The sequence below is a fragment of the Paenibacillus selenitireducens genome (assembly GCF_002021565.1).
Lineage (GTDB): Bacteria > Bacillota > Bacilli > Paenibacillales > Paenibacillaceae > Paenibacillus_K > Paenibacillus_K selenitireducens.
The window spans coordinates 94,702-119,957 of record NZ_MSZX01000005.1; the positions used below are offsets into that span (position 1 = coordinate 94,702).

General features: G+C 39.6%; 35 protein-coding genes and 1 pseudogene. 30 read left to right on the forward strand and 6 right to left on the reverse strand.

Annotated elements, in window-relative coordinates; all coding sequences use genetic code 11:
• Nucleotides 1-10: 10 nt before the first annotated feature.
• The 5 genes from BVG16_RS13570 to BVG16_RS13590 all read left to right on the forward strand — a co-directional run bounded on the left by BVG16_RS13570 (nt 11) and on the right by BVG16_RS13590 (nt 4,275).
• Nucleotides 11-2,143: a phage tail protein gene (locus BVG16_RS13570; RefSeq protein ID WP_078499217.1), complete on the forward strand. Its 2,133-nt coding sequence runs from the start codon at nt 11-13 to the stop codon at nt 2,141-2,143.
• Between the two features lie 49 nt (nt 2,144-2,192).
• Nucleotides 2,193-2,735 carry a stalk domain-containing protein gene (locus BVG16_RS13575; protein WP_078499218.1) on the forward strand — a complete coding sequence of 181 codons (543 nt, stop codon included), beginning with the start codon at nt 2,193-2,195 and terminating at the stop codon, nt 2,733-2,735.
• 65 nt (nt 2,736-2,800) lie between these two features.
• Entirely contained in the window at nt 2,801-2,983 is a 183-nt protein-coding gene (locus BVG16_RS13580; RefSeq protein WP_078499219.1) for a hypothetical protein, read from the forward strand.
• Between the two features lie 48 nt (nt 2,984-3,031).
• Nucleotides 3,032-3,481, forward strand: a complete 450-nt coding sequence (locus tag BVG16_RS13585) for a phage holin family protein (protein WP_078499220.1) — start codon at nt 3,032-3,034, stop codon at nt 3,479-3,481.
• Nucleotides 3,481-4,275, forward strand: a complete 795-nt coding sequence (locus BVG16_RS13590; RefSeq protein WP_078499221.1) for a peptidoglycan recognition protein family protein — start codon at nt 3,481-3,483, stop codon at nt 4,273-4,275. The genes BVG16_RS13585 and BVG16_RS13590 overlap by 1 nt, the downstream gene beginning before the upstream one ends.
• Nucleotides 4,276-4,387: 112 nt before the next feature.
• Here the strand turns inward: BVG16_RS13590 and BVG16_RS13595 are convergent, their stop codons facing one another.
• The 3 genes from BVG16_RS13595 to BVG16_RS33700 all read right to left on the reverse strand — a co-directional run bounded on the left by BVG16_RS13595 (nt 4,388) and on the right by BVG16_RS33700 (nt 5,166).
• Nucleotides 4,388-4,555: a hypothetical protein gene (locus BVG16_RS13595; protein WP_198957465.1), complete on the reverse strand. Its 168-nt coding sequence runs from the start codon at nt 4,553-4,555 to the stop codon at nt 4,388-4,390.
• 133 nt (nt 4,556-4,688) lie between these two features.
• Nucleotides 4,689-4,961, reverse strand: coding sequence for a hypothetical protein (locus BVG16_RS13600; RefSeq protein WP_078499223.1), 273 nt, complete (start codon nt 4,959-4,961; stop codon nt 4,689-4,691).
• Between the two features lie 82 nt (nt 4,962-5,043).
• Nucleotides 5,044-5,166, reverse strand: a complete 123-nt coding sequence (locus tag BVG16_RS33700) for a hypothetical protein (protein WP_269845596.1) — start codon at nt 5,164-5,166, stop codon at nt 5,044-5,046.
• Nucleotides 5,167-5,274: 108 nt separating this feature from the next.
• Here BVG16_RS33700 and BVG16_RS13605 point away from each other — a divergent pair, with 108 nt between their 5' ends.
• Together BVG16_RS13605 and BVG16_RS13610 are read left to right on the forward strand one after the other, a co-directional pair.
• Complete coding sequence (locus BVG16_RS13605) at nt 5,275-5,475, forward strand: helix-turn-helix domain-containing protein (RefSeq protein ID WP_198957466.1); 201 nt, start codon at nt 5,275-5,277, stop codon at nt 5,473-5,475.
• A 111-nt stretch (nt 5,476-5,586) separates the two neighbouring features.
• Nucleotides 5,587-5,958: a hypothetical protein gene (locus tag BVG16_RS13610; protein ID WP_078499224.1), complete on the forward strand. Its 372-nt coding sequence runs from the start codon at nt 5,587-5,589 to the stop codon at nt 5,956-5,958.
• A gap of 307 nt (nt 5,959-6,265) precedes the next feature.
• Here the strand turns inward: BVG16_RS13610 and BVG16_RS13615 are convergent, their stop codons facing one another.
• Nucleotides 6,266-6,490 (reverse strand): helix-turn-helix transcriptional regulator, encoded by a 225-nt coding sequence (locus BVG16_RS13615; protein WP_078499225.1) that lies wholly within the window; start codon nt 6,488-6,490, stop codon nt 6,266-6,268.
• A 143-nt stretch (nt 6,491-6,633) separates the two neighbouring features.
• Here BVG16_RS13615 and BVG16_RS13620 point away from each other — a divergent pair, with 143 nt between their 5' ends.
• Nucleotides 6,634-6,828 carry a hypothetical protein gene (locus BVG16_RS13620; RefSeq protein ID WP_078499226.1) on the forward strand — a complete coding sequence of 65 codons (195 nt, stop codon included), beginning with the start codon at nt 6,634-6,636 and terminating at the stop codon, nt 6,826-6,828.
• 271 nt (nt 6,829-7,099) lie between these two features.
• Here BVG16_RS13620 and BVG16_RS13625 read toward each other — a convergent pair whose 3' ends face one another.
• Both BVG16_RS13625 and BVG16_RS13630 read right to left on the reverse strand, forming a co-directional pair.
• The gene (locus BVG16_RS13625; protein WP_078499227.1) at nt 7,100-8,269 is read right to left on the reverse strand and encodes a tyrosine-type recombinase/integrase; all 1,170 of its coding nucleotides are present in this window, start codon (nt 8,267-8,269) and stop codon (nt 7,100-7,102) included.
• Between the two features lie 34 nt (nt 8,270-8,303).
• Complete coding sequence (locus BVG16_RS13630; RefSeq protein WP_158081693.1) at nt 8,304-8,678, reverse strand: helix-turn-helix domain-containing protein; 375 nt, start codon at nt 8,676-8,678, stop codon at nt 8,304-8,306.
• Nucleotides 8,679-8,807: 129 nt separating this feature from the next.
• Here BVG16_RS13630 and BVG16_RS13635 point away from each other — a divergent pair, with 129 nt between their 5' ends.
• The 22 genes and pseudogenes from BVG16_RS13635 (at nt 8,808) to BVG16_RS13740 (ending at nt 25,224) form a co-directional block, all read left to right on the forward strand.
• Entirely contained in the window at nt 8,808-9,005 is a 198-nt protein-coding gene (locus BVG16_RS13635; RefSeq protein ID WP_144027386.1) for a helix-turn-helix transcriptional regulator, read from the forward strand.
• 138 nt (nt 9,006-9,143) lie between these two features.
• Entirely contained in the window at nt 9,144-9,455 is a 312-nt protein-coding gene (locus BVG16_RS13640; protein WP_158081694.1) for a helix-turn-helix domain-containing protein, read from the forward strand.
• Entirely contained in the window at nt 9,452-10,315 is an 864-nt protein-coding gene (locus BVG16_RS13645; protein WP_078499231.1) for a DUF3102 domain-containing protein, read from the forward strand. The genes BVG16_RS13640 and BVG16_RS13645 overlap by 4 nt, the downstream gene beginning before the upstream one ends.
• 11 nt (nt 10,316-10,326) lie before the next feature.
• Nucleotides 10,327-10,737, forward strand: coding sequence for an ORF6C domain-containing protein (locus BVG16_RS13650; protein ID WP_078499232.1), 411 nt, complete (start codon nt 10,327-10,329; stop codon nt 10,735-10,737).
• Nucleotides 10,715-11,194: a hypothetical protein gene (locus BVG16_RS13655; RefSeq protein WP_078499233.1), complete on the forward strand. Its 480-nt coding sequence runs from the start codon at nt 10,715-10,717 to the stop codon at nt 11,192-11,194. The genes BVG16_RS13650 and BVG16_RS13655 overlap by 23 nt, the downstream gene beginning before the upstream one ends.
• A gap of 275 nt (nt 11,195-11,469) precedes the next feature.
• A complete protein-coding gene (locus BVG16_RS13660) occupies nt 11,470-12,417 on the forward strand; it encodes a replication protein (protein WP_078499234.1) in 948 nt (315 codons plus the stop codon).
• The gene (locus BVG16_RS13665; protein ID WP_233147033.1) at nt 12,414-13,322 is read left to right on the forward strand and encodes an ATP-binding protein; all 909 of its coding nucleotides are present in this window, start codon (nt 12,414-12,416) and stop codon (nt 13,320-13,322) included. The genes BVG16_RS13660 and BVG16_RS13665 overlap by 4 nt, the downstream gene beginning before the upstream one ends.
• Nucleotides 13,323-13,512: 190 nt before the next feature.
• Nucleotides 13,513-14,604: a DNA polymerase III subunit beta family protein gene (locus BVG16_RS13670; RefSeq protein WP_158081695.1), complete on the forward strand. Its 1,092-nt coding sequence runs from the start codon at nt 13,513-13,515 to the stop codon at nt 14,602-14,604.
• Nucleotides 14,605-14,673: 69 nt separating this feature from the next.
• The gene (locus BVG16_RS32805) at nt 14,674-14,949 is read left to right on the forward strand and encodes a hypothetical protein (protein WP_078499236.1); all 276 of its coding nucleotides are present in this window, start codon (nt 14,674-14,676) and stop codon (nt 14,947-14,949) included.
• 15 nt (nt 14,950-14,964) lie between these two features.
• A pseudogene (locus tag BVG16_RS13680) lies at nt 14,965-15,206 on the forward strand (ASCH/PUA domain-containing protein).
• Between the two features lie 2 nt (nt 15,207-15,208).
• Nucleotides 15,209-15,586, forward strand: a complete 378-nt coding sequence (locus tag BVG16_RS13685; RefSeq protein WP_078499237.1) for a hypothetical protein — start codon at nt 15,209-15,211, stop codon at nt 15,584-15,586.
• Nucleotides 15,586-16,020, forward strand: coding sequence for an ArpU family phage packaging/lysis transcriptional regulator (locus BVG16_RS13690; protein WP_078499238.1), 435 nt, complete (start codon nt 15,586-15,588; stop codon nt 16,018-16,020). The genes BVG16_RS13685 and BVG16_RS13690 overlap by 1 nt, the downstream gene beginning before the upstream one ends.
• Before the next feature lie 318 nt (nt 16,021-16,338).
• A complete protein-coding gene (locus BVG16_RS13695) occupies nt 16,339-16,881 on the forward strand; it encodes a site-specific integrase (protein WP_078499239.1) in 543 nt (180 codons plus the stop codon).
• 192 nt (nt 16,882-17,073) lie between these two features.
• Nucleotides 17,074-17,688 carry a hypothetical protein gene (locus tag BVG16_RS13700; protein WP_144027387.1) on the forward strand — a complete coding sequence of 205 codons (615 nt, stop codon included), beginning with the start codon at nt 17,074-17,076 and terminating at the stop codon, nt 17,686-17,688.
• 156 nt (nt 17,689-17,844) lie between these two features.
• Nucleotides 17,845-18,225 carry an HNH endonuclease gene (locus tag BVG16_RS13705; RefSeq protein WP_078499241.1) on the forward strand — a complete coding sequence of 127 codons (381 nt, stop codon included), beginning with the start codon at nt 17,845-17,847 and terminating at the stop codon, nt 18,223-18,225.
• A 61-nt stretch (nt 18,226-18,286) separates the two neighbouring features.
• The gene (locus BVG16_RS13710; protein WP_078499242.1) at nt 18,287-19,003 is read left to right on the forward strand and encodes a hypothetical protein; all 717 of its coding nucleotides are present in this window, start codon (nt 18,287-18,289) and stop codon (nt 19,001-19,003) included.
• A 42-nt stretch (nt 19,004-19,045) separates the two neighbouring features.
• Entirely contained in the window at nt 19,046-19,804 is a 759-nt protein-coding gene (locus BVG16_RS13715) for a hypothetical protein (protein WP_078499243.1), read from the forward strand.
• Between the two features lie 138 nt (nt 19,805-19,942).
• Nucleotides 19,943-20,425 (forward strand): phage terminase small subunit P27 family, encoded by a 483-nt coding sequence (locus BVG16_RS13720; protein WP_233147034.1) that lies wholly within the window; start codon nt 19,943-19,945, stop codon nt 20,423-20,425.
• Entirely contained in the window at nt 20,406-22,196 is a 1,791-nt protein-coding gene (locus tag BVG16_RS13725; protein WP_078499244.1) for a terminase large subunit, read from the forward strand. The genes BVG16_RS13720 and BVG16_RS13725 overlap by 20 nt, the downstream gene beginning before the upstream one ends.
• 21 nt (nt 22,197-22,217) lie before the next feature.
• Nucleotides 22,218-23,486 (forward strand): phage portal protein, encoded by a 1,269-nt coding sequence (locus tag BVG16_RS13730; protein ID WP_233147035.1) that lies wholly within the window; start codon nt 22,218-22,220, stop codon nt 23,484-23,486.
• Nucleotides 23,437-24,045, forward strand: a complete 609-nt coding sequence (locus BVG16_RS13735; RefSeq protein ID WP_233147036.1) for an HK97 family phage prohead protease — start codon at nt 23,437-23,439, stop codon at nt 24,043-24,045. Before BVG16_RS13730 ends, BVG16_RS13735 begins: the two co-directional genes overlap by 50 nt.
• 3 nt (nt 24,046-24,048) lie before the next feature.
• Nucleotides 24,049-25,224 (forward strand): phage major capsid protein, encoded by a 1,176-nt coding sequence (locus BVG16_RS13740; protein WP_078499246.1) that lies wholly within the window; start codon nt 24,049-24,051, stop codon nt 25,222-25,224.
• The last annotated feature ends 32 nt before the right edge of the window (nt 25,225-25,256 follow it).

Sequence of the window (25,256 nt, forward strand, 5' to 3'; positions counted from 1 at the left end):
GAGGTGCTAAGTGAAATATCTTAAAGTGTTTGATAAAAACTTAATTCAAAATGGTTATCTGATTAACGCTTATGAAGTTGAGCGTAGGCGCAGGATTAATAGTGATTATGAGATTTCTTTCATGGTCCCTATGACCTCCGAGGATTACAAAACTAAGATTAGCATAAAGGGACACATTCAAGATGAACGCGGCCAATTCTATGTAATTAACTCTCGGGGCCGTATAAGGGATGGCAAGAAGCTTACATCATCAATCTATTGTACGCATGTTATGTTCAAACTGACGGATTTTAAGTTCCCATATGCTTCGTACATTGATGAGGCTTACGGTATTCATATATCCCAATTAACCGATGCAATTTCGGCAGCTACCGGAGGGAAATTCAAATTCTCCATCGATGATTCATTTGATCTTCACGATGTAAAGGATTTCGGGCGCGGGAATTGCTTGCAAGCTCTCAACCAAATCATAAAGATGTATGGTTGCGAAGTGGAACCGGATAATTTCGTCATTCATTTGAAAAAGAAGATAGGAACAAATAGTGGGATGCAATACAGGCTTAAAAAGAATATTGTTTCCAGTTCTTTTAAAGATGATGGTTCTTCACTTGTAACCCGGATGTTTGCTCAGATGAAGGATGGGAGGACCTTCATTGGTATAGAATCATCTAATCTAACACCGGACGAACTAAGCCTTTTGAATTCTGTACCAGGCGCCATCGATAACGGTCGGCTTGCTGTCAATTATCTAATATCTCCATTCGCTCAGTATTGGTCAAACACCACGAATACGTACTTTGATGGCGAGTTAATAGAGCAAGATATTGAAGACCCGATTGAATTGTTGAAGGCAACCAGGAAAGCACTAAATGAGCAAGATATATTGACCTTAGAAGCGACCATTTCCGCTGCGGATCTCTTCAAAATCGATCAATCTCAACCGATCCCTAAATTAGGTGATACGGTTCTTTGTATTGATCCCAAAATGGACATGAAGAATTTATCATGCAGAATCACGGAACTTGTGGAATATCCTTTCTCGATGGAAAAACACAGTCAGCCGACAATTTCGAATTCAACCTTACAGGACTATGACGATATCATCTCTGACTTGGAGCGTGCTAAAAATATCGTAGACAACCTATTTAGCAATGGGAAAGTGCGGACCGAGGTATTCGAATCATTTGCCAAGCAAGCCGTGATCGATATCAATAATTCCAAAACGGAACTAATCTACCCACCCGAGGGCGGCATACTAGCCCAAGAGAAGACGAATCCATTAGAACAAGTCAGGCTTACATCAAAGGGGATTGGGATCTCAACGGATGGATGGAATAGTATACGTGCAGCCATTACAGCTCGTGGGGTTGTCGCCGAACAAGTTATAGGTCAGCTCGGGAACTTCGTTTCGATGGTGATTGGTTCAGGGAACAACGTCACCAAGATCAATACAAACGGGATCTCATCAGGACATGCAGACTATTACTCCGCACCGTTTCGTGTTGATATGCAAGGGAACGTTATTGCAAACTCAATCAAGCTCATGGGACAGATTAATAACTCGGAAATGAATTCTTCCGTTATTAATGCGGGGACCATAATTGGGTCTTTGATAAAGGCGGGTATTTTAGAAGGCGGGACGATTACGGGGGCGCTTATTCGAACGGCTGTTTCAGGAAGAAGAATTGAAACAAGTTCCCAAGGGTTCGGAGCTTTTGATTCTAATGGTGTTAACCGAATTGCAATCAAGACATCAGGTGATGACACAATATCGGCATTATCGTTTTTCGGGTCCGGTGGATCTTTTGCTGGAGAAATCAATTCATATGCAAACCAAGGCAGAATGAATATTTTTTCAAATGATCTTTTTATCGGAAGTAATAGCATGTCGAATCCAATATATTTTCAAGGAAGGTCGACATTTAATGGTGTCGTAACATTTAACTCCTCTGTTAATGGGTTAAGCTTAGGTATTGGAGATATCAACGGGTTAAGATCGGAACTTGAATCTTTGAAAGATCAACTCAGCAGTCTAAGGTCTGAATTCCGCGGTCATTCCCATTCAGTTAATATTGGTACTCATAATCATGGCAATAAAGAAAACCAAAACTGGGGCGGAACGTTTACTACTTCCTTGCCGTAGTAGTATGATATGGTAAATACATACTATTCTTTACTGGAGGTAATGCGTTGTGAAAAAGTGGGCGTATCTACTAAGTGGATTGATTATTGGGGGATTAATAGCGACAACAGGCAGTGCATTTGCAGATCAAGTTAAAAGTCTTATCGGAAAAAAAGTAACTGGTGAATACACTGTTGTTGTAAATGGGAAGACATTACAGGATAAAGGGGCAGTTATTGACAGTAAAACAAATGCCCCTGTCCGCGCATTGTCTGAAGCTTTAGGAGCTGATGTGAAAGTGGAAGGTAAGACGATTACAATAACAAAAGATACAGGACAAGGCGAAGCAGTGACGAGTGAAACAAACCCGTATTTTGGTCAGAAAAAAAGTATACTAGAAGATCGTAAAGATGTACTTGAAACCAGTATTTTGAAACCAAGAATTGAAGAAAGAAAAGATATTATAGATCAGATAGAAATTTTAAAGAAATCTGGAGCAGATGAGTCGCTAAAAAAGAAAGAAGAGCAATTAAAAGAGTACGAAGATGCTATCACTAAATACACCAAAGAACTAGAACAAGTAAATGAAGCATTAGCGGCATTAGAAAAATAATGAGTTTTTAAAGTCTTACCTCATGGTAAGGCTTTTTTATTTCTATTTTGAAAGGATGATTGTACTTGGCACATGCAATACCAAAACTTGAAGTGCTTATTGATTTATCCCGTCCGGTCGAAGAAATAACTGAAGTAATTACATTGGTAATCAGTTCGCATCCAGGGAAGCAAAAAGAGATTCTTGAAGCCGTTGATTTATCGGTTGGGGAAGCTTTAGCAAAATTCGAAGAAAATAATATCAATTAAAGTCCCGAATAACATCGGGTCTTTTTTTATGGGAGAGGGGAATTAACAATGGACAAATTCTGGTCCACGATTGTTGGGGCTATTCTGGTACCTGCGTTTAATTTTCTTTATGGGGGTGCCACCAAATCGATGATGATTGCTTTAATTTTTTTCATCGTCTTAGATTGGATCACTGGTACAAGAGCGGCAAAAAAAGATAATTCATATGCAAGTGAGTACGGGATAGATGGCGTATTCAGAACATTCTTTATTTTGTTACTACCTGCGGGAGGTCACTTATTAGATGAAGCATTCGGACTTCCAGGCGTTTTATTTGGAGCCCTTTGCATTGGCGTTCTATATCACACATTGCAATCCATGATAGCAAATGCTGTAAGGGCTGGTTGGGCAAATTGGTTCCCTGAAAAGTTACTTATCAAAATTACCGATTGGGTCAAAAGTGAGTTGGATAAGAAGGTTCAGCGTGCAGAAAGTAGGAAAGGGGATAGTGGTAACTAATGCGTATACAAGGACAATTTACTTTATTTGATAGAGAAGAATTCGAAGAATGGTTAATGAAGCAATCTTTTAAAAGAAAAGTTGTTCTGATTCAAAATCATCATACATGGAGCCCTGATTACAAAGACTTCAACGGAAGTAATCATTTTCAACGATTAGATTCTATGAAGAGCTTTCATATAAACGATCGTGGATTTAGCGATATTGCTCAGAACTTGACTACGTTTCCAGATGGAATGATTGCGGTGTGCAGACCTTTTGATGTAGCTCCAGCAGGAATAAAAGGAGCTAACTCCAATGGCATATGTATTGAGCATTTCGGCAACTTTGATATTGGCGGCGACAAAATGACGGACGAGCATAGAAAAACAATTCTATTCCTTAATGCAGTTCTTTGTAAGAAATTCAAATTATCTATTAGTACAGAATCGGTTGTATACCACCACTGGTGGTCAACAGATGGTGACAAGGTGTTTAACCTGAAAACTGGTGAGAAGCTAAAGGGTTCACCGTCTAAAACATGCCCAGGTACCGCATTTTTTGGTGGAAACACAGTGCTGGATGCACAAAAGAATTTTATACCTTTGATTGCTACAGCTTTCAATGATAATGGAGAGGATGAAGACAAATTGAAACTAACTAACTATCAAAAAACGCAATTGATCGAAGTATTAAAAGGATTACTATTGCAAGGTGTTATTACTGATAAAAGTTGGGTAGATAAAGCTCAGAATGATACATTGACTGTATCCGAGCTTACTTGGCTCAATATGATTGTTATTGCTAGAAAATAATTATTTACAAATTTATGCAAGTGAGTTAAGATGACTATATCAAATCCAGAAGCACTGGTAAAAAGAGCCGTTAGGGAAGTACCCTAGCGGCTCCTTTTTTTCTTTCATTACATTAATATTCTGATTTATTATAAATGTCCTTGGCTTCATCAACACTCTTGAAATCGAATTCGTAGTAAACCGAACGTACCACTTTCTTAATTTCCTCGCGTGAATATCCTGCTCGCTGCATGCCTGATATGATGTAACCTAAACAAGCGTTATTGCTCCAGTCTTCCATATATGAACCCTCCATTTGATTATTTCTTTCGTATAACTCTATATAAAGCTATGCAACTGAGAATTAAGGCAGTCAAAGAAACGATCCAGGTAATTACATTCATGATCCATACCTCCGTAGGGGCCGAAGCCCCTTAGTCTAAAATACTTTCATGGCTGATGCTATATTGTTGTTTCAACTTTTCAAAGGCCAAGTCCGTTACTTTATAGCGATGTGTACCGTTGTCACTGCCAACAAGCTTTATACCTCGCCCCGAAAGTTCAATTTTAGTTCTTATGAAGTATCCTCCATAGTGCCCGATGGACATTTGAAGCTCGCAATTAGGCTTACGTTGCCCCATTTCGAGCGTATATGAATGAATACCTCTTGCAATGTTGCTTGCTGGAAATTCAAATATTGCTGCCATTGTGATCATCCTCCCGATTTATTTTGTTTAGCATTTATGTTATGATTGGGGGGAGAGGTCTTTCGACCCCTCCGAGGGAACTTTAACGTTTGCGTGGGCGCTTCCGTTTGGTTCCTTTTTTGTTGTTCTTACGGCTTTCTTTGAGTAGTATGTAAGCTGTTATTAGCTGAATGAGAGCCGTAAGAAGTTGTACCCAATCTTTCATTGCTTGTCTCACCTCCTTATATATTCATTATACGATATCGTATAAATAAAGTCAATAGTATTGATAAACTTTATTCGATATCGTATAATCTTGGTGGAGGTGATTAGGATGATTGTCACGCCTAAACTAAATGCAATATTGAAAGATCGAGGAATTACTCAAATGAAGCTATCTGAGATGTGCGGGGTCCCGCAGGGGTCTATTTCTCGTTTTGATAAAAATACTAGACACGAAGACAGTCATATATTTGCAATCGCTAAAGCATTGGGTATAAAAATTGAAGATTTGTTTGATATAAGAGTTGAGTAACCTATCTTAGGATAGGTTATTTTTTTGTTCTTGTTTACGAACGTACATTCGCTTATAATGGAAACAAATGTTCTTATCGGTTGTAATATTTTAAAATAAGGGAGTTTTAAAATGAAATCTACCCCATTACAGACAGAAGTTGATTTCACTTTAGTCAAACAATATATCCTTCTTCCTATGATTTTAGACGTCTTGGAACGTGATATGAATACAATGAAAATGGCACCACTAAAAATGGCTACAGTATATGTAAAAAATTTAGAGCACATACAGAGTCTGATCCACGATGACCTGATACGCCTTAGAAAGCAAATGCGGTCCCATGGATTGAAGGTATATGAGGAAAAGCGAACGAGTATTAATGTAGAGATTCAATATATCTGCCGAGGATATCACCACACATTCGCTATGTTGTGGACTTTAGTTAAAGCTGATATCGAGCGATATTTAAGCGAATACTTTAATGTAGATTTAGAGAGTTAGGGCGCGTACATTAAATTTATTTGACCAATAAAGCTAAACTAAGAGATACAGGGATTAAGTAAATATCAATACACAATAAGCCCCGGATTTCTCCGAGGCTTATTGTGTATATCAAATTGTATTTGATTTCAAATATGTAAGGCTGGTTCTTAATTGTAAAATTCTTCAACAAATTACCGCTTTAGGAAAATGAAATTATTTCCTATAATTATTTATGTGGTTAATTGTTCTAATAAAGAGGGGGATTAAGAAATTCGTACTTACCATATAGGTAAGTTTCGGTTTGGGAGGAGCCTAATAAATCAGCTCACTGCCGTTTACCTTTTTTTACAACAATCCACTGGTACATGTCTTCTGCATGACAATCGAGAATACGTGATGCGAGAACAGCGTTTTCATAAGTCATTTCCCTTTTATTGTTGATCCATCGTGAAACAGTGGCTTCGGTAACATTTAAACGGCGAGCGAGTTCGGCTTGACTCATATCGCCTAAAAGTTCAGGTAAACGGCATTCTCCTTTGCGGAGTGCCATGTTTTCCCACCTTGAATGTATTGTTATTTCAGAAAGATTATATAACTATTTATCATTTCTAGTAAACAACAACCCACATTTAAGGACTCATAATCGATTAACGTTCCAACTGCATTTCATCACATAGAGTAACTGGAGGGTGCATGGTGAAAAAAACGGACTTAGAACAATTGATGGTTGTAATCTCTAATTCAATAGCTGTTATTAAAAATGAGAAACACATTAATGAAGCTACACAAGGAAAGTATAAATGGGGATATTCGGGTCAGTTGAAAATTATAATAAAAGAAGAAGGTTCTCCAAATCCGTCAACAACTCGTCAACAACGTCTCGTATAAGCCGTTATAATTAATGACGATAAAGTGATCGAAAGATGGAAAACCCCTTTATATAAAAGGGGTTTTTTGATAACCCCTAATAAATATTCTGGAGCCCTCTTTCGAGAGCTCCATCATGGGAGAGGATAAACCAAGGTAATACACACTATTACAATTTATCTCAAAACGCTGATAATAAAGGCGTTATACTATTATTATTGCACACATTGGCATAGTTTAATCATTGATTAAATAAAAAATGCCACCTTTTATGCCACCCCAACCCACACACCTAAACCTTGAATACATCGCTAAATGTATCTGCCGCCTTTGCTTCCGCTGTTCGCATAAGGTGTCCGTACACATCCATTGTAGTTCCTATTTTCGAGTGCCCAACACGCTCAGAAATAATTTTCGCATGAATCCCCCGATTGATTAATATAGAAACTGATGTGTGTCGAATATCGTGAAATCTTATATATCTAATATGCGGATTTCGGATTTTGATGAAATCCTGCCAACGTTCACGCAGCGTTTTTGGGAAAAGCGGCATACCTAAATTTTTATGGTATCTGATGTTACAAAATAAAAAGTCGCCTTCTTCGAACCAAGTATCTTCATTTTCAGACTTCCAACTATCCCAAACTTTCTTGTACTCTTTTAATTCCAATGTTACATAATTAGGAATAGCAACAATTCGAATAGATCCTTTAGTTTTTGGGCTTTTAACGTGTGGTTTTCCATCAACAAAAACAGGAATGGATTGTTTTATATGGATACAATCATTCTCGAAATCGATGTGTTTCCACTCTAACCCAAGTAATTCTCCACGTCTCATTCCTGTTGTGAAGGCGAGGGTGATTAGAGTTCGAAATTGAATGTTTTCAGATTGTAAAGCAATCATTATTTGTCTTGATTCTTCTTCTGTATATGCATCAACATTAGGGGATGAATTCTCTTTTGGTTTAAGCACATTATCCATAGGATTCGGATCGATGTTGTACCATTCTTTTGCTTTTTGAAAAAGGCTTCGAAGAACTCTGTAAGCATATACCCGAGTTGCTTGGCCTACGGGCTTTTTTTGATTTTTCAATTCAAACATGTCGTTTAAAAACATCACTATATGAATTGTTTCGATATCGTTGAGGTACATATGCTTAAAAACAGGCAAGATGCGACGATAGATGTAATTGCTATAGTTTTGTTGTGTAGTCTTCTCCAAGTGTACATTTACATACATTTCCATCCATTGTTCCACGAAGTGTTCAAAATTGATTTTTTTCATATCTATGTTGTTTGAAATATTTTTCATTAATTCAGCTTCAAATATTACGAGTTCTTTTTCTGCAATGCGTTTAGAGTTCGTATGAACAACTTTTGTTTTTCTTTTGCGCTTACCGAAAGGATCGTTAATATCTACAACTAGTCGAAACCCATTGTTACGTTTTTCTACCCAACCCAAAATTATCAACTCCAATCAATTCGGTGTTAAAAATTTATTTTCTAGTAGTCCTTAAGAAGGATATCGCAAACTTAATCTCGTCTATAGACAACTCTTTATCATCTAAAAGAAATGTGTAGTTTGACAACTCATCACTTGAGAAATCCACTGTGACTGAATTTGACTTTATACCCCGAGGTGAGGGGATGTTAGTTGCACCAACTAAATAATCGACAGTCGTGTTAAGCTCATTCGCAATGATCGCGAGCATATAAGGCTGCGGGGCACTTAGACCACTTTCGTAATTGGATACAGCGGTGCGTTTCGAACCGATCTTATTTGCAAATTGTTCCTGTAAATACCCCTTTTTTTCTCGTAGTTCACGAATACGTTTTCCAATTAGAATACGGTTTTCTTTTACTGCATCCACAAATATCACTCTTTCTTTGAAAAAATATTTAAAAAAGGTATTGCGTCATAATTTATGACGTGCTATGATTGGGGTGTCAAAAATATTGTCGTAAATTCGCGATATGTCAAAAATAGTGGAGGTGACTACATGATAAGAAAAACATTCTCACAACAAAGAGAATTAAAAGGAGTTTCAACAACTAAAATGGCTGCCGACCTTGGAATTACTGAAAGTCATCTGAGAGGAATTGAACGTGGTCGAAACAATCCAACATTAAAATTAGCCTTTCAAATCTCAAAATATCTAGGTTCATCACTTGAAGAATTATTCGGAGATGCAAGTTGATGTTTATTTATGCTGTCCTTATCACTAAAGAGAGTATAACACGTCAAAAATTATGACGCAATATTTTTTATGTGAATTATGTCAAAAATTATGACATTTATTGTTTTTAATTCAAAAATAATGGCAAGGAGTGATTTCATGACAACATTAGATTTTATCGGTGAGGTGAAAGAATGCCTGATATCGGAAATAAAACCATGGATAGAGTCACAAGTAAATGAAATGTATAAAAATCGAATCGCAAAAGCGACATTGACCGTCGAAGAGGCGGCGGAGTACATCGGGGTTTCTGTTTCCATGCTTTACATTATGGCGAGAGAAAAACAAATTGCTTATATACCTGTTGGGGCGATGAGTTCATTAAAACCTAAAATGAAATTCAGATTATCTACATTGGATAAATGGATGGAGGAACAAGAACGTAAGAGTATGAAAGGAGCAGGTGCATGAATCAATCTCAAATATCAAAATCAAATAATCTTAATGAGATTACCGCTGAGATAAACATATACAAGCAGCAAGCCGGACAAGCGGTATTCGAAATAGGACGGCGACTAAAATTCGTAAAGGAAAATGATCTGACACATGGTCAATGGATTCCCTGGATAGAGTCGATGGAAATAGATCGAAGCACAGCAACACGTTTAATTCAAGCTTTCGAACAATTTGGAAACGATGCGACATCGCACCATTTGCCAACCGGGAAGATATTCGAAATGTTATCACTTCCAGAATCGGTTGATCGACACGAATTCATACAAAAGAGTCATTCAGTGCCATCCACAGGCGATGAAAAGACAGTGAATGAAATGAGCGTTCGTGAGTTAAGGGAGGTGAAACAAAAGTTAAAGGAAGCAGAGCAACGAGAAAAACAGGTTAAGCAAGAAGCAGAGAAAGCGAAGAAGAACGCACAACATTTTGAAGCACTGTGGACTTGCGAAAAGGATAAACCGCCGCAGTTGATTGTTCAAGAGCCGAACGATTACACGGAACTAAAGTCCACCGCTCAGGAGCTAAATAATAGGGTCGTTCAATTAGAGCGAGAAAAACGACAAATCGAGTCCAGTTATCAGGAAAAGGTTACTCAAAAAGATCAGTCGGAACATGCTCTTCGCGAGCTAAAAAAGTCATTTAAAAATATCATCACATTCGTTACTACGGAACAGATGAATGCGATTTTTAACTATTCCATGGTGGAAGGTCATGTCGAAGCACATAAGGCGGTCGAACAGTTTTTACACCAATTTGATGAGCAGATAAAAGGGGTATTCGATCATTGGAATGGGCATACGAAAATTATTGATATTTAGGAGGGATTAAATTGAGCACAGCACTACAAGTTCCAGAATGGAATCAAGAAGAGCAAATCGAACGTCTTATTGCGATTAGTACGAATTTTGCACATGGGGCGGGCAAGCAAGATAAACGGATCGGTAGCCTAGAACAGCGAATGAACAGTGTTGAGAGCAAAATGACTTGTGACAGTCGGCATCAGAATAACATTAATGATTTCGCAAAACGCAGTATTTCGAAGGTGTTAGGATCAGCAGCACACCCGGATTATCGGAAAACAATCTCCGCATTATGGGCTGATTATAGACGAATTTTCGGGATTAATTCTTACCGCGACACACTAGTTGCTGATTATGATCGTGCGATAGATTGGATTCGTCTTTGGAGACCAGTAACAAAACGGGAGGGTGAATGCAATGGAAGCAACGCAATTGATTGATGTTGATATCGAAGAGTCAGTAATAGGTATCGGAGGATTTGAATGGAAAAGTCGAGTTTCATGTGTTGAGAAAATGGCATCTGTATGCATAGAAAGAAAGGTGAAATTCGATGAAGTACTTGGGGCTATCAACTTCACGAGTTATTGTTCTAATCCGTTGAAGATGACCAAGAAGCAACTATCAATGCTTAAGCGTGATGTTAACAAACGTGTAAAGGATTTGCAGCATGAAAAAATGGTTCCAGAAGTGGGTGATCAGGTTCGAGTACCAAAGTTAGTTAAGAACCAATTATTAGGCGGTTACGTGCAGGATGGTAGAAATTTAGTGGAAGCGATTGTGATAAGTCAAAGGAAAATGACCTCGGGTTATCACTACAAGGTTAAGAGGGTGGCAGACGGAGAAATCCAAGAAGGCAACGGGCATATGATCAAAGAGATTCTAACTAAGCGTGAGTAATGAGGAAGGGGACAAAGAATATGGGTAAATATAAATGTGGTAAGCGCGTGGGAAACCGCTTGTGTGTATTATGTGGCGAAGTTTGGATCGATCTATTAACACTAGCAGAGATAGAAAGGATCTGCATTGATGCATGGGGATTGAAATCATGATTAAAGAAAAGAGATAGGTACGTCGGCAAACGTAACTATCTCACAAGTTAATTACAAATAAAATCAAAGATAGTTTAACACTTATTATCAATTTCGCGCAACCCCAAGTTAAGGAGGGGGGATATGGCAAGCCCGCAGTTAGGAAATGGCTTTGTGAGCATCGCAAATGAATTATGGGATGAAATAATAAGTCGTGACTTCTCAAAGCGTCAAAAAGAGATTCTATTGCTAATATTGCGATTATCTTATGGATGCAGGAAGAAACATGCACACATACCCAAATTGAAATATTTTTCATTATGCGGTGTCGGTCCCACTCATATTTCAAAAGAGTTGAAACTCTTACAAACATACAAGGTGATTACTTGGGAGCGTGAAAATATGAACTTTGCTCTCAATAAAGATTATGATGTTTGGCAAGTTGCTGCTGTGAAGGATTGGAATCCAGTTGATTTCAACGAGTTACTTCACCTCAACTTAACAGAAAAAAACTTACCAAAACGGGAAGTTACCAAAACGGGAAGTTACCAAAAAGGTAACAAGAAACTTACCAAAAAGGTAAGTATAAAGTTACCAAAACGGGAAGTTCGACATGTCCCAATGCCTTGGCGCTCTAAGGTGGACCGGATGTCTAAAGACAGTATTAAAGACAGTATTAAAGACAATTGTTGTTGTTTAGGAGAAAACAATCAATTTAATGATCTGCAAAAGTATCGTAAGGAAGTAGAAACCAAGTACATCCAACGAAGAGGTGTAGGTTTAGAACTAACCATTTCTGATGAAAGCATGATAGAAGAATTTTTCACAGAAAAGGTGCCCTTACAAATCGTCTTGGATGGAATCGATAAAGCCTTTAATAATTACAAACCAAGGAATTCACGGGACAAGATAAACAGTTTGAAATATTGTTCTCAAATCGTGTTTAGCCTTCAAGCTCAACAAAAAGATGCTCCTGTTAATGAGTCGGATTTCATAGAAGAGATTGCAGCATCTACAGAAGAACAGCAAAGCGACGAAGAGGTGCTTAGATTGCTTGAAGAGCTTAAAGCAAAGAGGGGTGGAAGTGAGTGATCGAAGAGATCGTAAAGTACATGCCTAACGACTATTCAAAACGGCTTAAAGGCATGCGGGAGGCGTTGAACAATCATCTAGATGTAATTGCCTTGAAAGATTCATATCCAGATAGAAAGGCAAAGGAGAATGATTTATTTCATTACGCTCAATCTTGTACGCGATGCAATTCATGTCCGGGCTTAGAAGATTGTCAAAATGAAATGCCAGGGCATCGATTGGTTCCAGTCCCAGATCAACTAAAACCGGATCAACTAAATTTTGCATTGCGTCCCTGTAAGCTTCAGGAGGCGAAATTGAAACAGCAGCATATTCAGAAATTGATTAAGTGTCATAACGTGAAAGATTATATCAAAAATTCTGTATTTGATGATTTGGATATTGATTCACAACGAAGATCGGCAATCGTCGAGTGTATTCGGTTCTGTAATGACTTTAAACCCAACGAAACCAAGAAAGGTCTTTATTTGTACGGTTCCTATGGGGTCGGAAAAAGTCGTATAGCCGGAGCGATTGCTAATGAATTAGCGAAGCAAGGCGTAGACGTCGCACTTGTCTACGTGCCGGACTTCTTGGAAGAAATAAAGGATTCGATTAAAGATAATGCAGTACAACAGAAGGTGGACGCTCTAAAAAATGTCACTGTTTTAATATTTGATGATATCGGAGCAGAACCAAACTCTAATTGGACTCGTGACGGAATTATCAGCTCTATCCTAAACGATCGGATGGAGAAGTTCACAACGATCTATACATCTAATTTAACTCTGAACGAACTTAAGAGTCATTTCGCTAAAACTGCAAAGGAAGGGATTGATCCTAAAAAGGCGGAACGACTCCTTGAACGTATCGAACCGTTTGTGAAGGTTGTGCCTGTTATCGGACGTAATCGGCGAAGAGATTGATTCAATCCTGGGGGGATGACGTACATGTGCATGATTTGCAAAGGATCAAAGGTTGATGTTGCATTTAGCAGTTCGATGATGATGGTTGGACCGTGCAAATTTTGTCAAGAGGATGACGATCATCCGGGAGCTAGAATGGATGGGCCTGGGTGGAATGTCAGTGATTGCGAATCACTTTGGAGGGGTATGGATGCAAATAAAAGTATCGCGACTGTCTCTCATAAATAATCTTAAGAATCTGAATCTAACTAATAAATTATTGCTCTTAGAGGCGACGGAAAAAAGCCTAGAAATCACAATATCAAATGAGTTCACGGTCACTCGTACATTCATAGTTGAGAATATCGAAATAGTTGCCATTGGGTCGCTTATTATGCAAGCTAATCTATTCTTTGAAATCATTGATAAATTGCGTACGGATGAAATAAGTATCGCATGCACAGGCAATAAGGCAAAAATCAAAAGTGGACAAACTCAAATGGATGTTTCGGTCCTGGATGCCATCGCAAAAAGAACAGTGGAGAAGCCAGAAAATTGGCTCTTCACACTGGATGGGCAGGTATTGAAAAGTTTCATTAAGTGCGTAATGCATGCGGTAGACAAGAAGGATAGTACGAACGTGGCTCTAACAGGCGTCAGATTAAAACTAGAAAGTGATTGCTTAAGCGTAACGGGCTGCAATGGGTCACAGTTGGCTCATTTGAGAACAGAGATTCAAGATAGTCCCGAGTTCGAAATCGTTATATCAGAAGAGCATGCGAAGCTATTGCAAGGATTCATTCACGATGGCGATGCACTACGGTTTGCCATCAAGGGTAATGATGCCGTCTTTGCAACTGATACGCATACATTTTATTTGCGACTTTTAGATGCGAAGTTTCCGCCAGTTGATTCACTCCTGGATAAAGAAGTCATCGCTTCGGCAATCGTGAATGTGGATGACCTGGTTAAATCTATAGATATTTCAACCATTGCAGCGCATAGGGCGAAAGGCGGGATCGTTGAAATATTAGTTAAATTGGCGGATAACACTCTATCAATTATGTCGAAGAGCCAGCTTGGTAGAAGTGTTGATATTGTTCCATTAAGTAATTGTGAAGGCGCTAATGTTTCAGTGGTGTGTGACGCTAGATTCTTAAGGAGTGCGGTCAAATCCGCTGATAGAGAATCGGTAAAAATCGGCTTTGTAGGGCATGAGGCGCCAATAATTATTGATTCGCAAAAGTTCGGAAAGTTTTTGATACAAGCCAGAAGAAAGGGGCGCGAATGGGATGGAGAATGAAAAGCAAATTGAAATGGTTATCGTAGATGATGTTTTGATCATTGAGGAAACGGATGGTCAGGGGGCTGTATGAATCCTCTTGTCAACAGTAAAGCGATGTTACTTATTCATAGAGCGCTTACTCCTATTATTCATTCCGGGAAAAAGATAGACCGAATCCATATGCATGTATCTCAAAATTCAGAATTATCTTCAATCAGTTATATAGAAACTCAATTTGGTGATTTGGAAATCATAGTGAATCCCCACATACACAAAGGATTTTGTTATTTGATTGAAAGCCCAATCAGTCGGGGTGGCATAGGATTTAACTGGGTATCCAAACCGAAAAAAATGGAGGTTTAGAGCATGGTACAGGGGATGAGGCATGAACTCAAAATATTGCCCGAATACTTTATAGATGTAATCAGTGGAGTGAAAAAATTCGAAGTAAGAAAGAATGATCGGAATTATCAGCTAGGTGATGTTGTTGTACTTAAGAGTTTGATCCAACAACGCAGCAGTTTACAGGTGATAGTGTAATCAAATGCGTGTCCTATATATTAAATGATCGGGATTATGTAAAAGAGGGTTATGTCATTTTAGGAATGGAGGATTACTAGGTATGAATATATGGTTAAAAGAATTCAAAGCAGAAAAGATACGGGCGGATTCCGCGGAGTGTCGCGAGTCTCAATTAAAGCAAGCATTAGAATCTGTGATCCATCAATGCAGTGGTTCGCCAGCTTATACAGATGGAGCTTATGCGTGCTATTATGCGAACCGAACGTTATTGAATGTGTACGGTGAAGTTTCTCGGTCAAATAACGGTATTGGACAAGTCGATAAGATGCTACATGATATTAGACGAATAGCCAAAGATGCAGATATGGATGTGATCGTCACAATCATAGATCAAGATTTAGGTTATCAGATGGGCTATCATCGAATCGATTTGCCATGCGTCGGGCAGTTACCTAAATTTAAAGGGGTGACAGGGTAATGGGACAAATGAACATGTTCGTGTTCGATGAAAAAGAGACATGGCGCCGCGTAGAAGAAAGACTTGAATCAGCTAGGATATACAAAAAGTTCGGATTCATTCGGCGTGAAATCAAAAGCACGCCTTCATATGCTAACAGAGAACATGGGAACACAAATGCGATATCAAAACCAGTTCAAGATATCGCAATATGGAACGTTGACCGGGAAGAAGAAATGTATAAAGAATATGAGGAAGTTATGCGTGCGGTCTCCCGATTATCAAAGCTTCAACGGCAAATCATCGAAAAGAGATACCTGGAAGATGAATATGTCTTTGATATTAATGTGTATGTGGAGCTTGAAAAATCTGAACGTTCGTATTATTACGCCAAATCAAAAGCAATGTATCGATTAGCGTTCGCCCTTCGTCTTGAAATGTATTGCGAGAATTAAAAAAACCGTTGCAGACATTTTGCAGTTATTTTGCAGAGTTCTTGCAGTTCATTAGGTTCTACAGGTGATATTCTTATAGCATAGAGAATTGAAAAGAACACCCGACACAACAATGTACTCATGTGAAGGCTACGAGCTGTAAGAGTAGGACAAGCGGGGGAAAGTTGTTTGATTCTCTATCACACTGGTTTCTCTCCTTTCACCATAGCCGCTCCTTCGGGGGCGGCATTTTAATTAGAAATGAGAAAACAATTACCATTCATTAGGTCGCTGATTATTCAGCGGCTTTTTTATTTTGCATTGAGGGGGTGACCGACAATAGAGTTTGTTCAGCCAATCAGAGACCCGGAAATCTTAGCAGACATTAAAGATTATTTACGAGGTACGAATCAACGTAATTACATGATGTTCATGCTAGGGATCAACACAGGTCTGCGTATCAGTGATTTGCTTAAGCTTCGGGTACGTGATGTACAAGGGACGCACATCGTTCTCAAAGAACAGAAGACAGGCAAGACAAAGCGAATCCTCATTACGCCAGATTTGAAAAAGGAATTGAATGTTTACACGGAAGATAAGCAACCGATTGAGTATCTAGTGAAAAGCCGTGAAGGTATTAATAGACCTATCACACGATCTATGGCTTATAAGATTCTCCGCAGCGTCGCTGATGAATTCAGACTCGAAGAAATCGGTTGCCACACTCTTAGGAAAACATTCGGATATTTTTTCTATCAGCAATATAAGGACCCGGCAATGCTCATGAAACTATTTAATCATAGTTCTGAAAAGGTCACATTACGCTATATAGGCATCGAGCAAGACACGATGGACATGCATCTAAAACGCTTCAAAGTGTAATCAATTACTCATATTGAGCATAGGTGGAACTCGTTTCTGTGAGGTTGGTTAAACTCAATCAGCAAGCAGGTTTTCGGTTCCTCACTGAGTTCAACAAAATATAACATATGGATAACTCAAACGTTCACAAAGCGTTCGTGTTTTGAGGGAACAAATATCTTGAAAAGGGGAAATAAAATGAGGTCAGAAGTGGTGAAAAATAAACTTCAATACTTGAGTATATTAAGCGACTTAGCTATTCAATGCTTAAAAAAAGGAACAATACGGTATAACGGAATCGCGCATGGCGCCATGTTAGATAAAAGATTGATAGATACTTGTAATAGCATCGAGTGTGAATTGGGGATCGGTATTGATGTTGATCCATTTGATAAATATGTCTCACAACCGCCAACGATAGAACAACGCATTCGGGCAGCTATGATAGATGAATACCCTTATCAAGTTGTTTATTACACAAGGAGAGAAGGGGCGACATCCTCCATTATTGAGATTGCGAAGGAGAACGAGTCTATTGTAGTTCTTACTAACTCGGTAATGGAAAGACAATACAAAGAAAAAGGTATTCGCTGTATGAATTATCGAAATAGTCATCAAAGATGGTTGTATGGTAAGAAGCCTATAACGCTTATAGCCGATGTCGTACCAGATGAAGCATTGGCTCCATGGCGAAGAGAACTTAGAGGACCAATCAATCGCATTATCGCAGTGAAAAGTATTCAAGTTGGTTTAGATGGGTCGGCATCTGTTCAAGGCATCGATCTTAAGAAAGCTAATAAGAGCTTTGGGAGTGAATGGAGATGCTAAAGTGTCTTATTGGAAAGACCATAGTTTATGCAATGCGATACGTCGATCAGTCATTTGACACTGTGACAATTGAATGCGATGACGGTACCACATTAACCATTACATCAACTAAGTCACATATGGACAATGAAGGATTAGATGTTGAGGTTCACAAGGATGGTGAAGAGATTGCCTCCGATCGCACAGAAACCATGTAGCCACACTGGGTGTCGCATTCTAACAAGAGAGCGTTATTGTTCAGCGCATACTAAGGATAAAAATAAGTATGACCGTTATCGTGGAACTGCATCACAGCGCGGATATAACAGCAAATGGCGCCAGGCTCGCGTATGGTACTTAGTTAAGCACCCGTTGTGTGTATACTGTGCAATGCAAGACAAGGTAATCGCTGCAACAGTCGTCGATCATATCAAACCACACAAAGGTGACAAGTTACTATTTTGGGACCGAGATAATTGGCAAGGGCTATGTATCTCATGCCATAATTCAAAAACGGTAAGAGAGGATGGTGGGTTCGGAAATACTCAAAAATGCTAGAAAATCTTTCTAATATATAGTATATTTTCTATAACTATATGCTATTGAGGGAGCGAATAATTTGATAATCAGTGCGGTTTTTCAAAAGGAGTTAGAAGACTCATTGTGTGGTACATATTTATCGGCTGATGATTTTCTTATTTCCGAAGGGAAAGATAACGCTAGAAATCCAATGATTAATATATTCTACAGGTATTTTACTGGTCAACCCAAATATTCTCTTTTATTATATATAAGAAAGGGTTCTTTTAAAGTCGCTAAGAGACCGGGAAAAGTATTAGAACTAGAGTCAATTGAACTAACTGATAAAGGAGAAGTACTACTCGAAATAAGAAAGTGGATAGATAATATAGAAACTGAGTTTAAAATATTTAATGAAGTAAATGAAATTATAAAAAATAGGGAGCAACGCACTGAAAGAATAAAAGGGATGGAACAGTCATTATCCGGAATAGGGAATGAACAATTTTCTACTGATGAAGTCAATAAGTTAATTCAGAGAGTATCAACATTAGAAGAACTTTTTTTAGCTCAATTAGAAGAAGAGATAAAAGACAAAGAACTACTCAGAAACGAAATTAATAAATTTAAAAAAGATATTAGTTTCTTGAAAATGCAAGTCAGTATTTTGAATAAAAAGAACTGGCTTTTCGCGTTTGACTCTAGAATATCTCAGTGGAGAAAAAGGAACCCTAGAGCTGTTGAAGCATTAGATATTAAGAATTTCGAGGTTTTACCAGAGGCAGTAAAAATGTTAACCCATTCTGAAATAGATTAGATTAATATAAATAGAGAGTTGTTTTTTAGGGGGGGATCCGGGATGGTTGATAAAGTAAAAAAAGTAAGCAATCCACTTACTATTGTTGCTATTTTTGCTGGTTTAGCAGAGGTTGCTAGTACAGTAGCATTAGGGCTAATAAATGAAGAAATACAGCTTATTTTTATTTGGTTCGTTATGGTGTTCCCTGTTCTATTGGTTGTTATATTTTTCTTAACATTAAATTTAAATCCAAAAGTTTTATACTCTCCAAGTGATTTTAAAGATGAGGATAACTTTTTGCAAACACTAGCAGGAAGCTATACATTAAAAAAACAATTTGATGAGATGAACAATATTATTACCGAATCTAAAGCGGAAATTATATCACTTGCTAAAGAGGCAACAAAAAAACCTTCCGAGCAAAATACAGAAATTTCAACGCCTACAAATGGTGAATCATCAGTTTCAGGGGTTATAGAAGTCAGCAAAAAAGAAGACCCTTCGAAATCAGTGGAATCACTAATAAATGAGAAGTTTAGTCCTATTGAAGAAAAAATAAAGGATTTCAAGATATCTACTGAATTACTAACTATGGATAATATAAACAGTAATACATCTTCACTCCAATTACAGATTATCAATTTATTGATAAGCCGAGGAGCATTAGATGCAGTTACGATTTCAAATGTCTTAAGTATTACTGTAAAAAGAGCACTGGAATCTTTAGAGAAACTCAGAAGAAGGGGTTTAATAGATGTAAATTATTATGACGATGAGAAGAAGTATTATGTAAAAATGAATAGCTGGACAGCTTCTTAGAGACTCCCGTCCTACTATATGAATAGACCCCCCATGGGGTCTATTTTTATTATTAAGAAATTGCGAGACCGCGTGTCCCTCTAATGTGAAAAAAAGTCCCCGACAGAAGTTTTAGAGGGAGAAGGGAGGTGGACACACGTGAATGAGGTCATTGACTTCAATCATATGAGGATTGGAAAAAAGGGCGGCGGTAAACATTGGACAAAAAAAGAAGTTGAAAACCGCGAAGCAGCGGCAAAGAAATTTGAGCGCAAAAAGAAGAGGAAGCTTAAGGTCCCGGATTGGTTGACAGATGAAGCACGAAAGGTTTGGCGTAAGACTGTCAAGGACATGGAAGAGTTCGACGTATTGGATAAAGTGGATGAAGATGTTTTGGGAACGTATTGCGATGCGGTCGCAAAATATCAATATGCAAACACGCTAATCGAAGAACACGGTTACACCGAAGTAAATGCTCAAGGGAATTCGGTTGTAAGTGCTCATGTCAAACTAGCGCAAGGATATTCACGAATCATACTTGCTTACTCCAATAAACTCGGATTGAACGCCGATGCCCGCGCCCGACTCGCCAAGAAAATAGCGGACGGGGAAGGTGATCCGAATGAAGACCTATTCGACTGAATGGGAAGACGTTCACCCCACACATCGTTACGCGGCGGAAATTATAACCGGGAAGCGCAAGGGATGTGAATTAGAGCAATTAGCATGTAGACGTCATTTGAACGATCTTAAGCGACAAGGGACGGATGAGTTCCCTTACGTATTTGATGAATCACGTGCAGATCGCATATTTGATTGGTTCGAAAAGTGTTGCCGACATGTGCGAGGACCATTCTCCGGGCAGCTCATTGAGTTACTACCCTTTCAAAAGTTTGATTTAGGTGTTGTGTTCGGTTGGGTGCATCGCGAGTCAGGAAAACGAAGATTTAAAAAGGCATTTCATTTACGCTCCCGCGGTAATGTCAAATCAACCGAAATGAGCGGACTTGCCCTGTATGGCATGTGTGGCGATTGTGTTTATCCGCCTGGGAATCCTGCATTTAAGCGGTACGAGGACAGCCCGGAGGTTGAATGTGCTGCGGTAGATAAGACGCAAGCAAAACGGGTATGGGGCGACGCGCAGAAGATGGGCGAGCACAGCCCGGATATTATGAAACGCTTGCGAATTAAGCGAACATACATTGAGCATTCGACCCGCGGTGGGTGGATGCGTCCACTTTCGAGGGATACGAAAAATAAAGACTCGGGCGCGCCTTGTTTAGTTATCATCGACGAATATCATGCGCATCCAACTTCGGATATTCTTGATGTCCTTTTCTCCGGATTTGGTAAGCGACTGCAATCTCTCATGATGATCATCTCGACAGCGGGGAAGGATGCAGAGAACAGTCCATGTAAGAAGGAATATGATGCCCTTTGTAAGATGATGCGAGGTGAAAACCCTATGAACGAGACAATTTTTGCGATGATTCGTGAACTGGATAAAGGTGATGATCCGCACGATGAATCCAATTGGGTAAAAGCAAATCCGATTCTTCAAGAAGAAAACGAATACGCAGAAGAATTGTATAACCAGATTAAAGCAGAGCATGACGAAGCTTACAATACTGGTGACCCGGCTAAAATTCGGGAATGGTTGACGAAACGCGTTAACCGATGGCAAGCAGACAGTGAAACAAAATATATGTCCGGTATTATGGATAAATGGAAGGCGCTCGGTATTTCTCGGGACGCTTTTTTGGCGTTGGTTCGCAACCATAAAACTTGGAGCGGTTTGGATTTAGCAAAAACGACGGACCTTACCGCAGACGCAAATGTCTTCAAGCTAAGTGACGGAAGGTATGCAGTCACGGCTCATGGCTTTATGCCGAAAGAACGAGCCACGCAGCACGAACACTCTGATAGGGTGCCGTACAATACCTGGGCAGAAGAAGGTTGGTGTACGCTGACCGAGGGAGCCGTGACAGACTATAGATTCATCAAGAGCCACATGCAGCAATTAGAAGCCGATGAGGGCTGGACGATTGAAGAGATATGTTATGACCCGTACAATGCAACACACTTCACCCAAGAACTTGAAGCAGAAGGTTATCAACGGGTGGAGATTCGCCAAGGGGTTCAGACGCTATCAGAGCCGACGAAGTTCTTTAGAAATCTTGTGCTCAAAGGATTGATTGTTCATGATGGCAGTCCTTTATTGACTTGGTGCCTTTCTAATGCCGTCGAGGTTGTAGATAACAACGGTAATATCAAACTGAGCAAGAAACACAAGGACGATAGTCAGCGGATAGACTTGCTTGCCGCAATCATAAATGCGTTTGTTCGAGCGATGTTGGATGAAGGCGACACAGATTTGAACGAGCATATCTTAAGCGAAGAATTTTCATTCTGAGGAAGGAGGTGAAACAAAACTTTGGCTAAACGATGGTGGAAGTTTTGGAGTAAACGCTCCATCGAATGGAATGGTGGCAGATTTGATGGGGGCGGTCGCACAAGAAGTGGTGAGTTAATCACAACAGAAACCGCCATGCTGAACAGCAACGTGTATACGGTCGCTTCGATTCTGGGCGGAGATATCGGAAAGTTTCCTCTACAGGTATTTAAACGTGTTGGTGACAACATTCGCCGCGATACGAATCACCCCGTATCAAAGCTGCTTGGCAAACGATCTAACCCACACATGACCGCCTACACGTTTAAAGAAACGATGAAGCTGCACTGTGTGGTTTGGGGAAATGCTTACGCAGAAATTGAATTCGGCGAAGATGGTTATCCCAAAGCTCTTTGGCCTCTTGATCCCGGACGTACCGATGTGATGACAGACCTTGAAGGGAATGTTTGGTATGTAACTACATTACCAAACGGTTCGCGTCGGAAATTAACGGTTGATCAGGTACTACACTTTAAAAGTATAGGTCGCAGCGGATTAAAAGGGATTACGCCTATTGAAGTCATCCGCGAGGAATTAGGGATTCAAAAGGCGCAGAAGAAATTCCTAGGGTCCTTCTATGGGAACGGGACAACCGTCGGCGGAGTACTTAACGTTGAATCAGATAAGCCTTTAACAGGAGCAGCAAAGGACCGTATTCGTGACGAATGGGCAAAGATTAACTCCGGTTTAGATAATATGGCGCGCGTTGCGATATTAGATAACACAACGAAATACCAGGCATTAGGTATGCCCCTCAAGGATGCGGAATTTATCGATTCATCGAAATTCGGTATTGCCGAGGTCGCCAAAATTTATAAAGTGCCAGGTTACAAGCTAGGTATTTCGGATGTGAAGTACTCCAATATGGAGAATCAATCCTTGGAGTACGTGAAGAATACGCTGCAACCTATCGTAACCAATTGGGAAATGGAAATCGATACGAAACTATTCACTGAAACAGAACAAAAGAAATACTACGTCAAATTTAACATGACAAGCGAATTGCGGGGCGATTCAGCCACGCGCGCCGCCTTCTATAAGGCGATGTTAGAAATTGGTGTCCTGACTATCAATGAGGTTCGTCTTATGGAAGAACTAGACCAGATCGGACCTGACGGAGACAAGCATTTCATTAATTTGAATTTAGTGAATTTGGCGAATATGGACCAATATCAGAATGCAAGGGCAGGAACGAAGGGGGGTGAGGACGATAAAGAAGGAAATACGGTACCTAACGATCCAGCAGCTTGAGACACGATCAACAAGTGAAGGATCGGATTCGATTACCATCGTGGGGTATGCTGCGAAGTTCAATACACGATCAAGGCTTTTGTATGGCGAGTTTTTCGAAAAAATCGCACAAGGTGCCTTTACGCTCACGTTACGAGAGGACACGATCAAAGCGTTATGGAATCACAACAGCGATATGGTCCTTGGATCAACCAAAAGCGGCACATTAAGGCTTTATGAGGATCAAATTGGATTGCGTATGGAAATAGATTTACCTAACAGTACATGGGGACACGATGCCTATGAATCCGTGAATCGCGGAGACGTAGACGGCGTGTCCTTTGGTATGTATGTGCGACGAGATTCAGTCGTGTACCTCCCGGATGAGGATGTATATGAACGCACGTTACTTGATATCGAACTATTCGAAGTATCGCCCACGGCTTTCCCTGCCTATGAAGACAGTGAGGTCGAAACAGAATCCAGAACCTTAGAGGATTTGGGCATTGTCCCGAAAGAAATACGAAATCTTGCTGAATTAGAGCAATTATTAATACAAATCGAATTGATGGGGGTTTAATCTATGAAAAATAAAGTACGTGAATTACGCCAGTTATTAGCTGCGAAAAAAGAGGCTGCAACGGTAGCCGCGAACGAAGGAAGAACCGAAGAAGCACGTTCAATGTTATCCGAAATGCGAAGTTTACAGGAACAGATTCAAACGTTGGAAGAATTGGACGATGTTCAAGTTCCGATCCCAGGAACGGAAGTCCCTGTTATCGAGAATGAAGAAGAAACGCGTTCGATGAAAAAGGTAAAAACTATTGTTAGCAGCAAAGAGTATAGAACGGCGTTTTTCAATCGAGTATTAGGTGAAGCGACGAACAAAGATCGCCAAATGCTTGAAGAAGTGCGGACTCTCTCGGGCATTACAGGAAAGGATGGAGGCTACCTAGTTCCGAAGGATGTTGAGACAGAGATCATTCGATTGAAGCGCGATTTACCACAATTAGAAAAACTCGTTCGCGTAATTCCGGTGAAATCGAATACTGGTACGCGAAATATTGAGACGGGTTCTCGCTTTACAAAGTTCCTCCCATTAGCTGAACTACAGGATATGAAAGAAGGTGGAAGCCCTCAATTTTCTCAAGTTCCTTTTTCTGTTGTGGATAAAGGTGGGTTTTTCCCGATTCCAAATGATTTACTTGATGATTCACCAGAAGATATTGAGGCTTATTTGGCTGAATGGATCGCCCGCGGCGTAGTTGGCACGAGGAATGGTGAAATTTTGGTATTACTAGGTGCAATTGAAAGTAAGGTTCCGATCGCTAACATTCAAGATTTGAAAAAAATCTTGAATGTTACTCTTGATCCAGCCATTTCAAAGATCGCCTCGATTATTACGAACCAAGATGGTTTCAATCATTTGGATAGTCTTGTTGACGGTCAAGGGCGTCCTTTACTTCAACCTAATCCATCTGATTCGACCGGGAGATTATTACTTGGTAAACCTGTTGAAGTTGTGTCTAACGAATATTTACCTTCCACAGGTACAACCGAGAAAAAAGCTCCAATTTTTATTGGCTCTTTCTCTGATTTCATTGTTATTTTCGAGCGTCAAGGCTACCGGATTGATACAACAAATGTCGGCGGCAATTCATGGCGTAACAACAGTACCGAAGCACGGGTAATTTACCGGGATGATACTGAGAATCTTGATAGCGCAGCGGTAGTTGCTGGTGAGATCACGCTTGCATAACTCAAGGGGCTTTAAGCCCCTCCTGTGAGGTG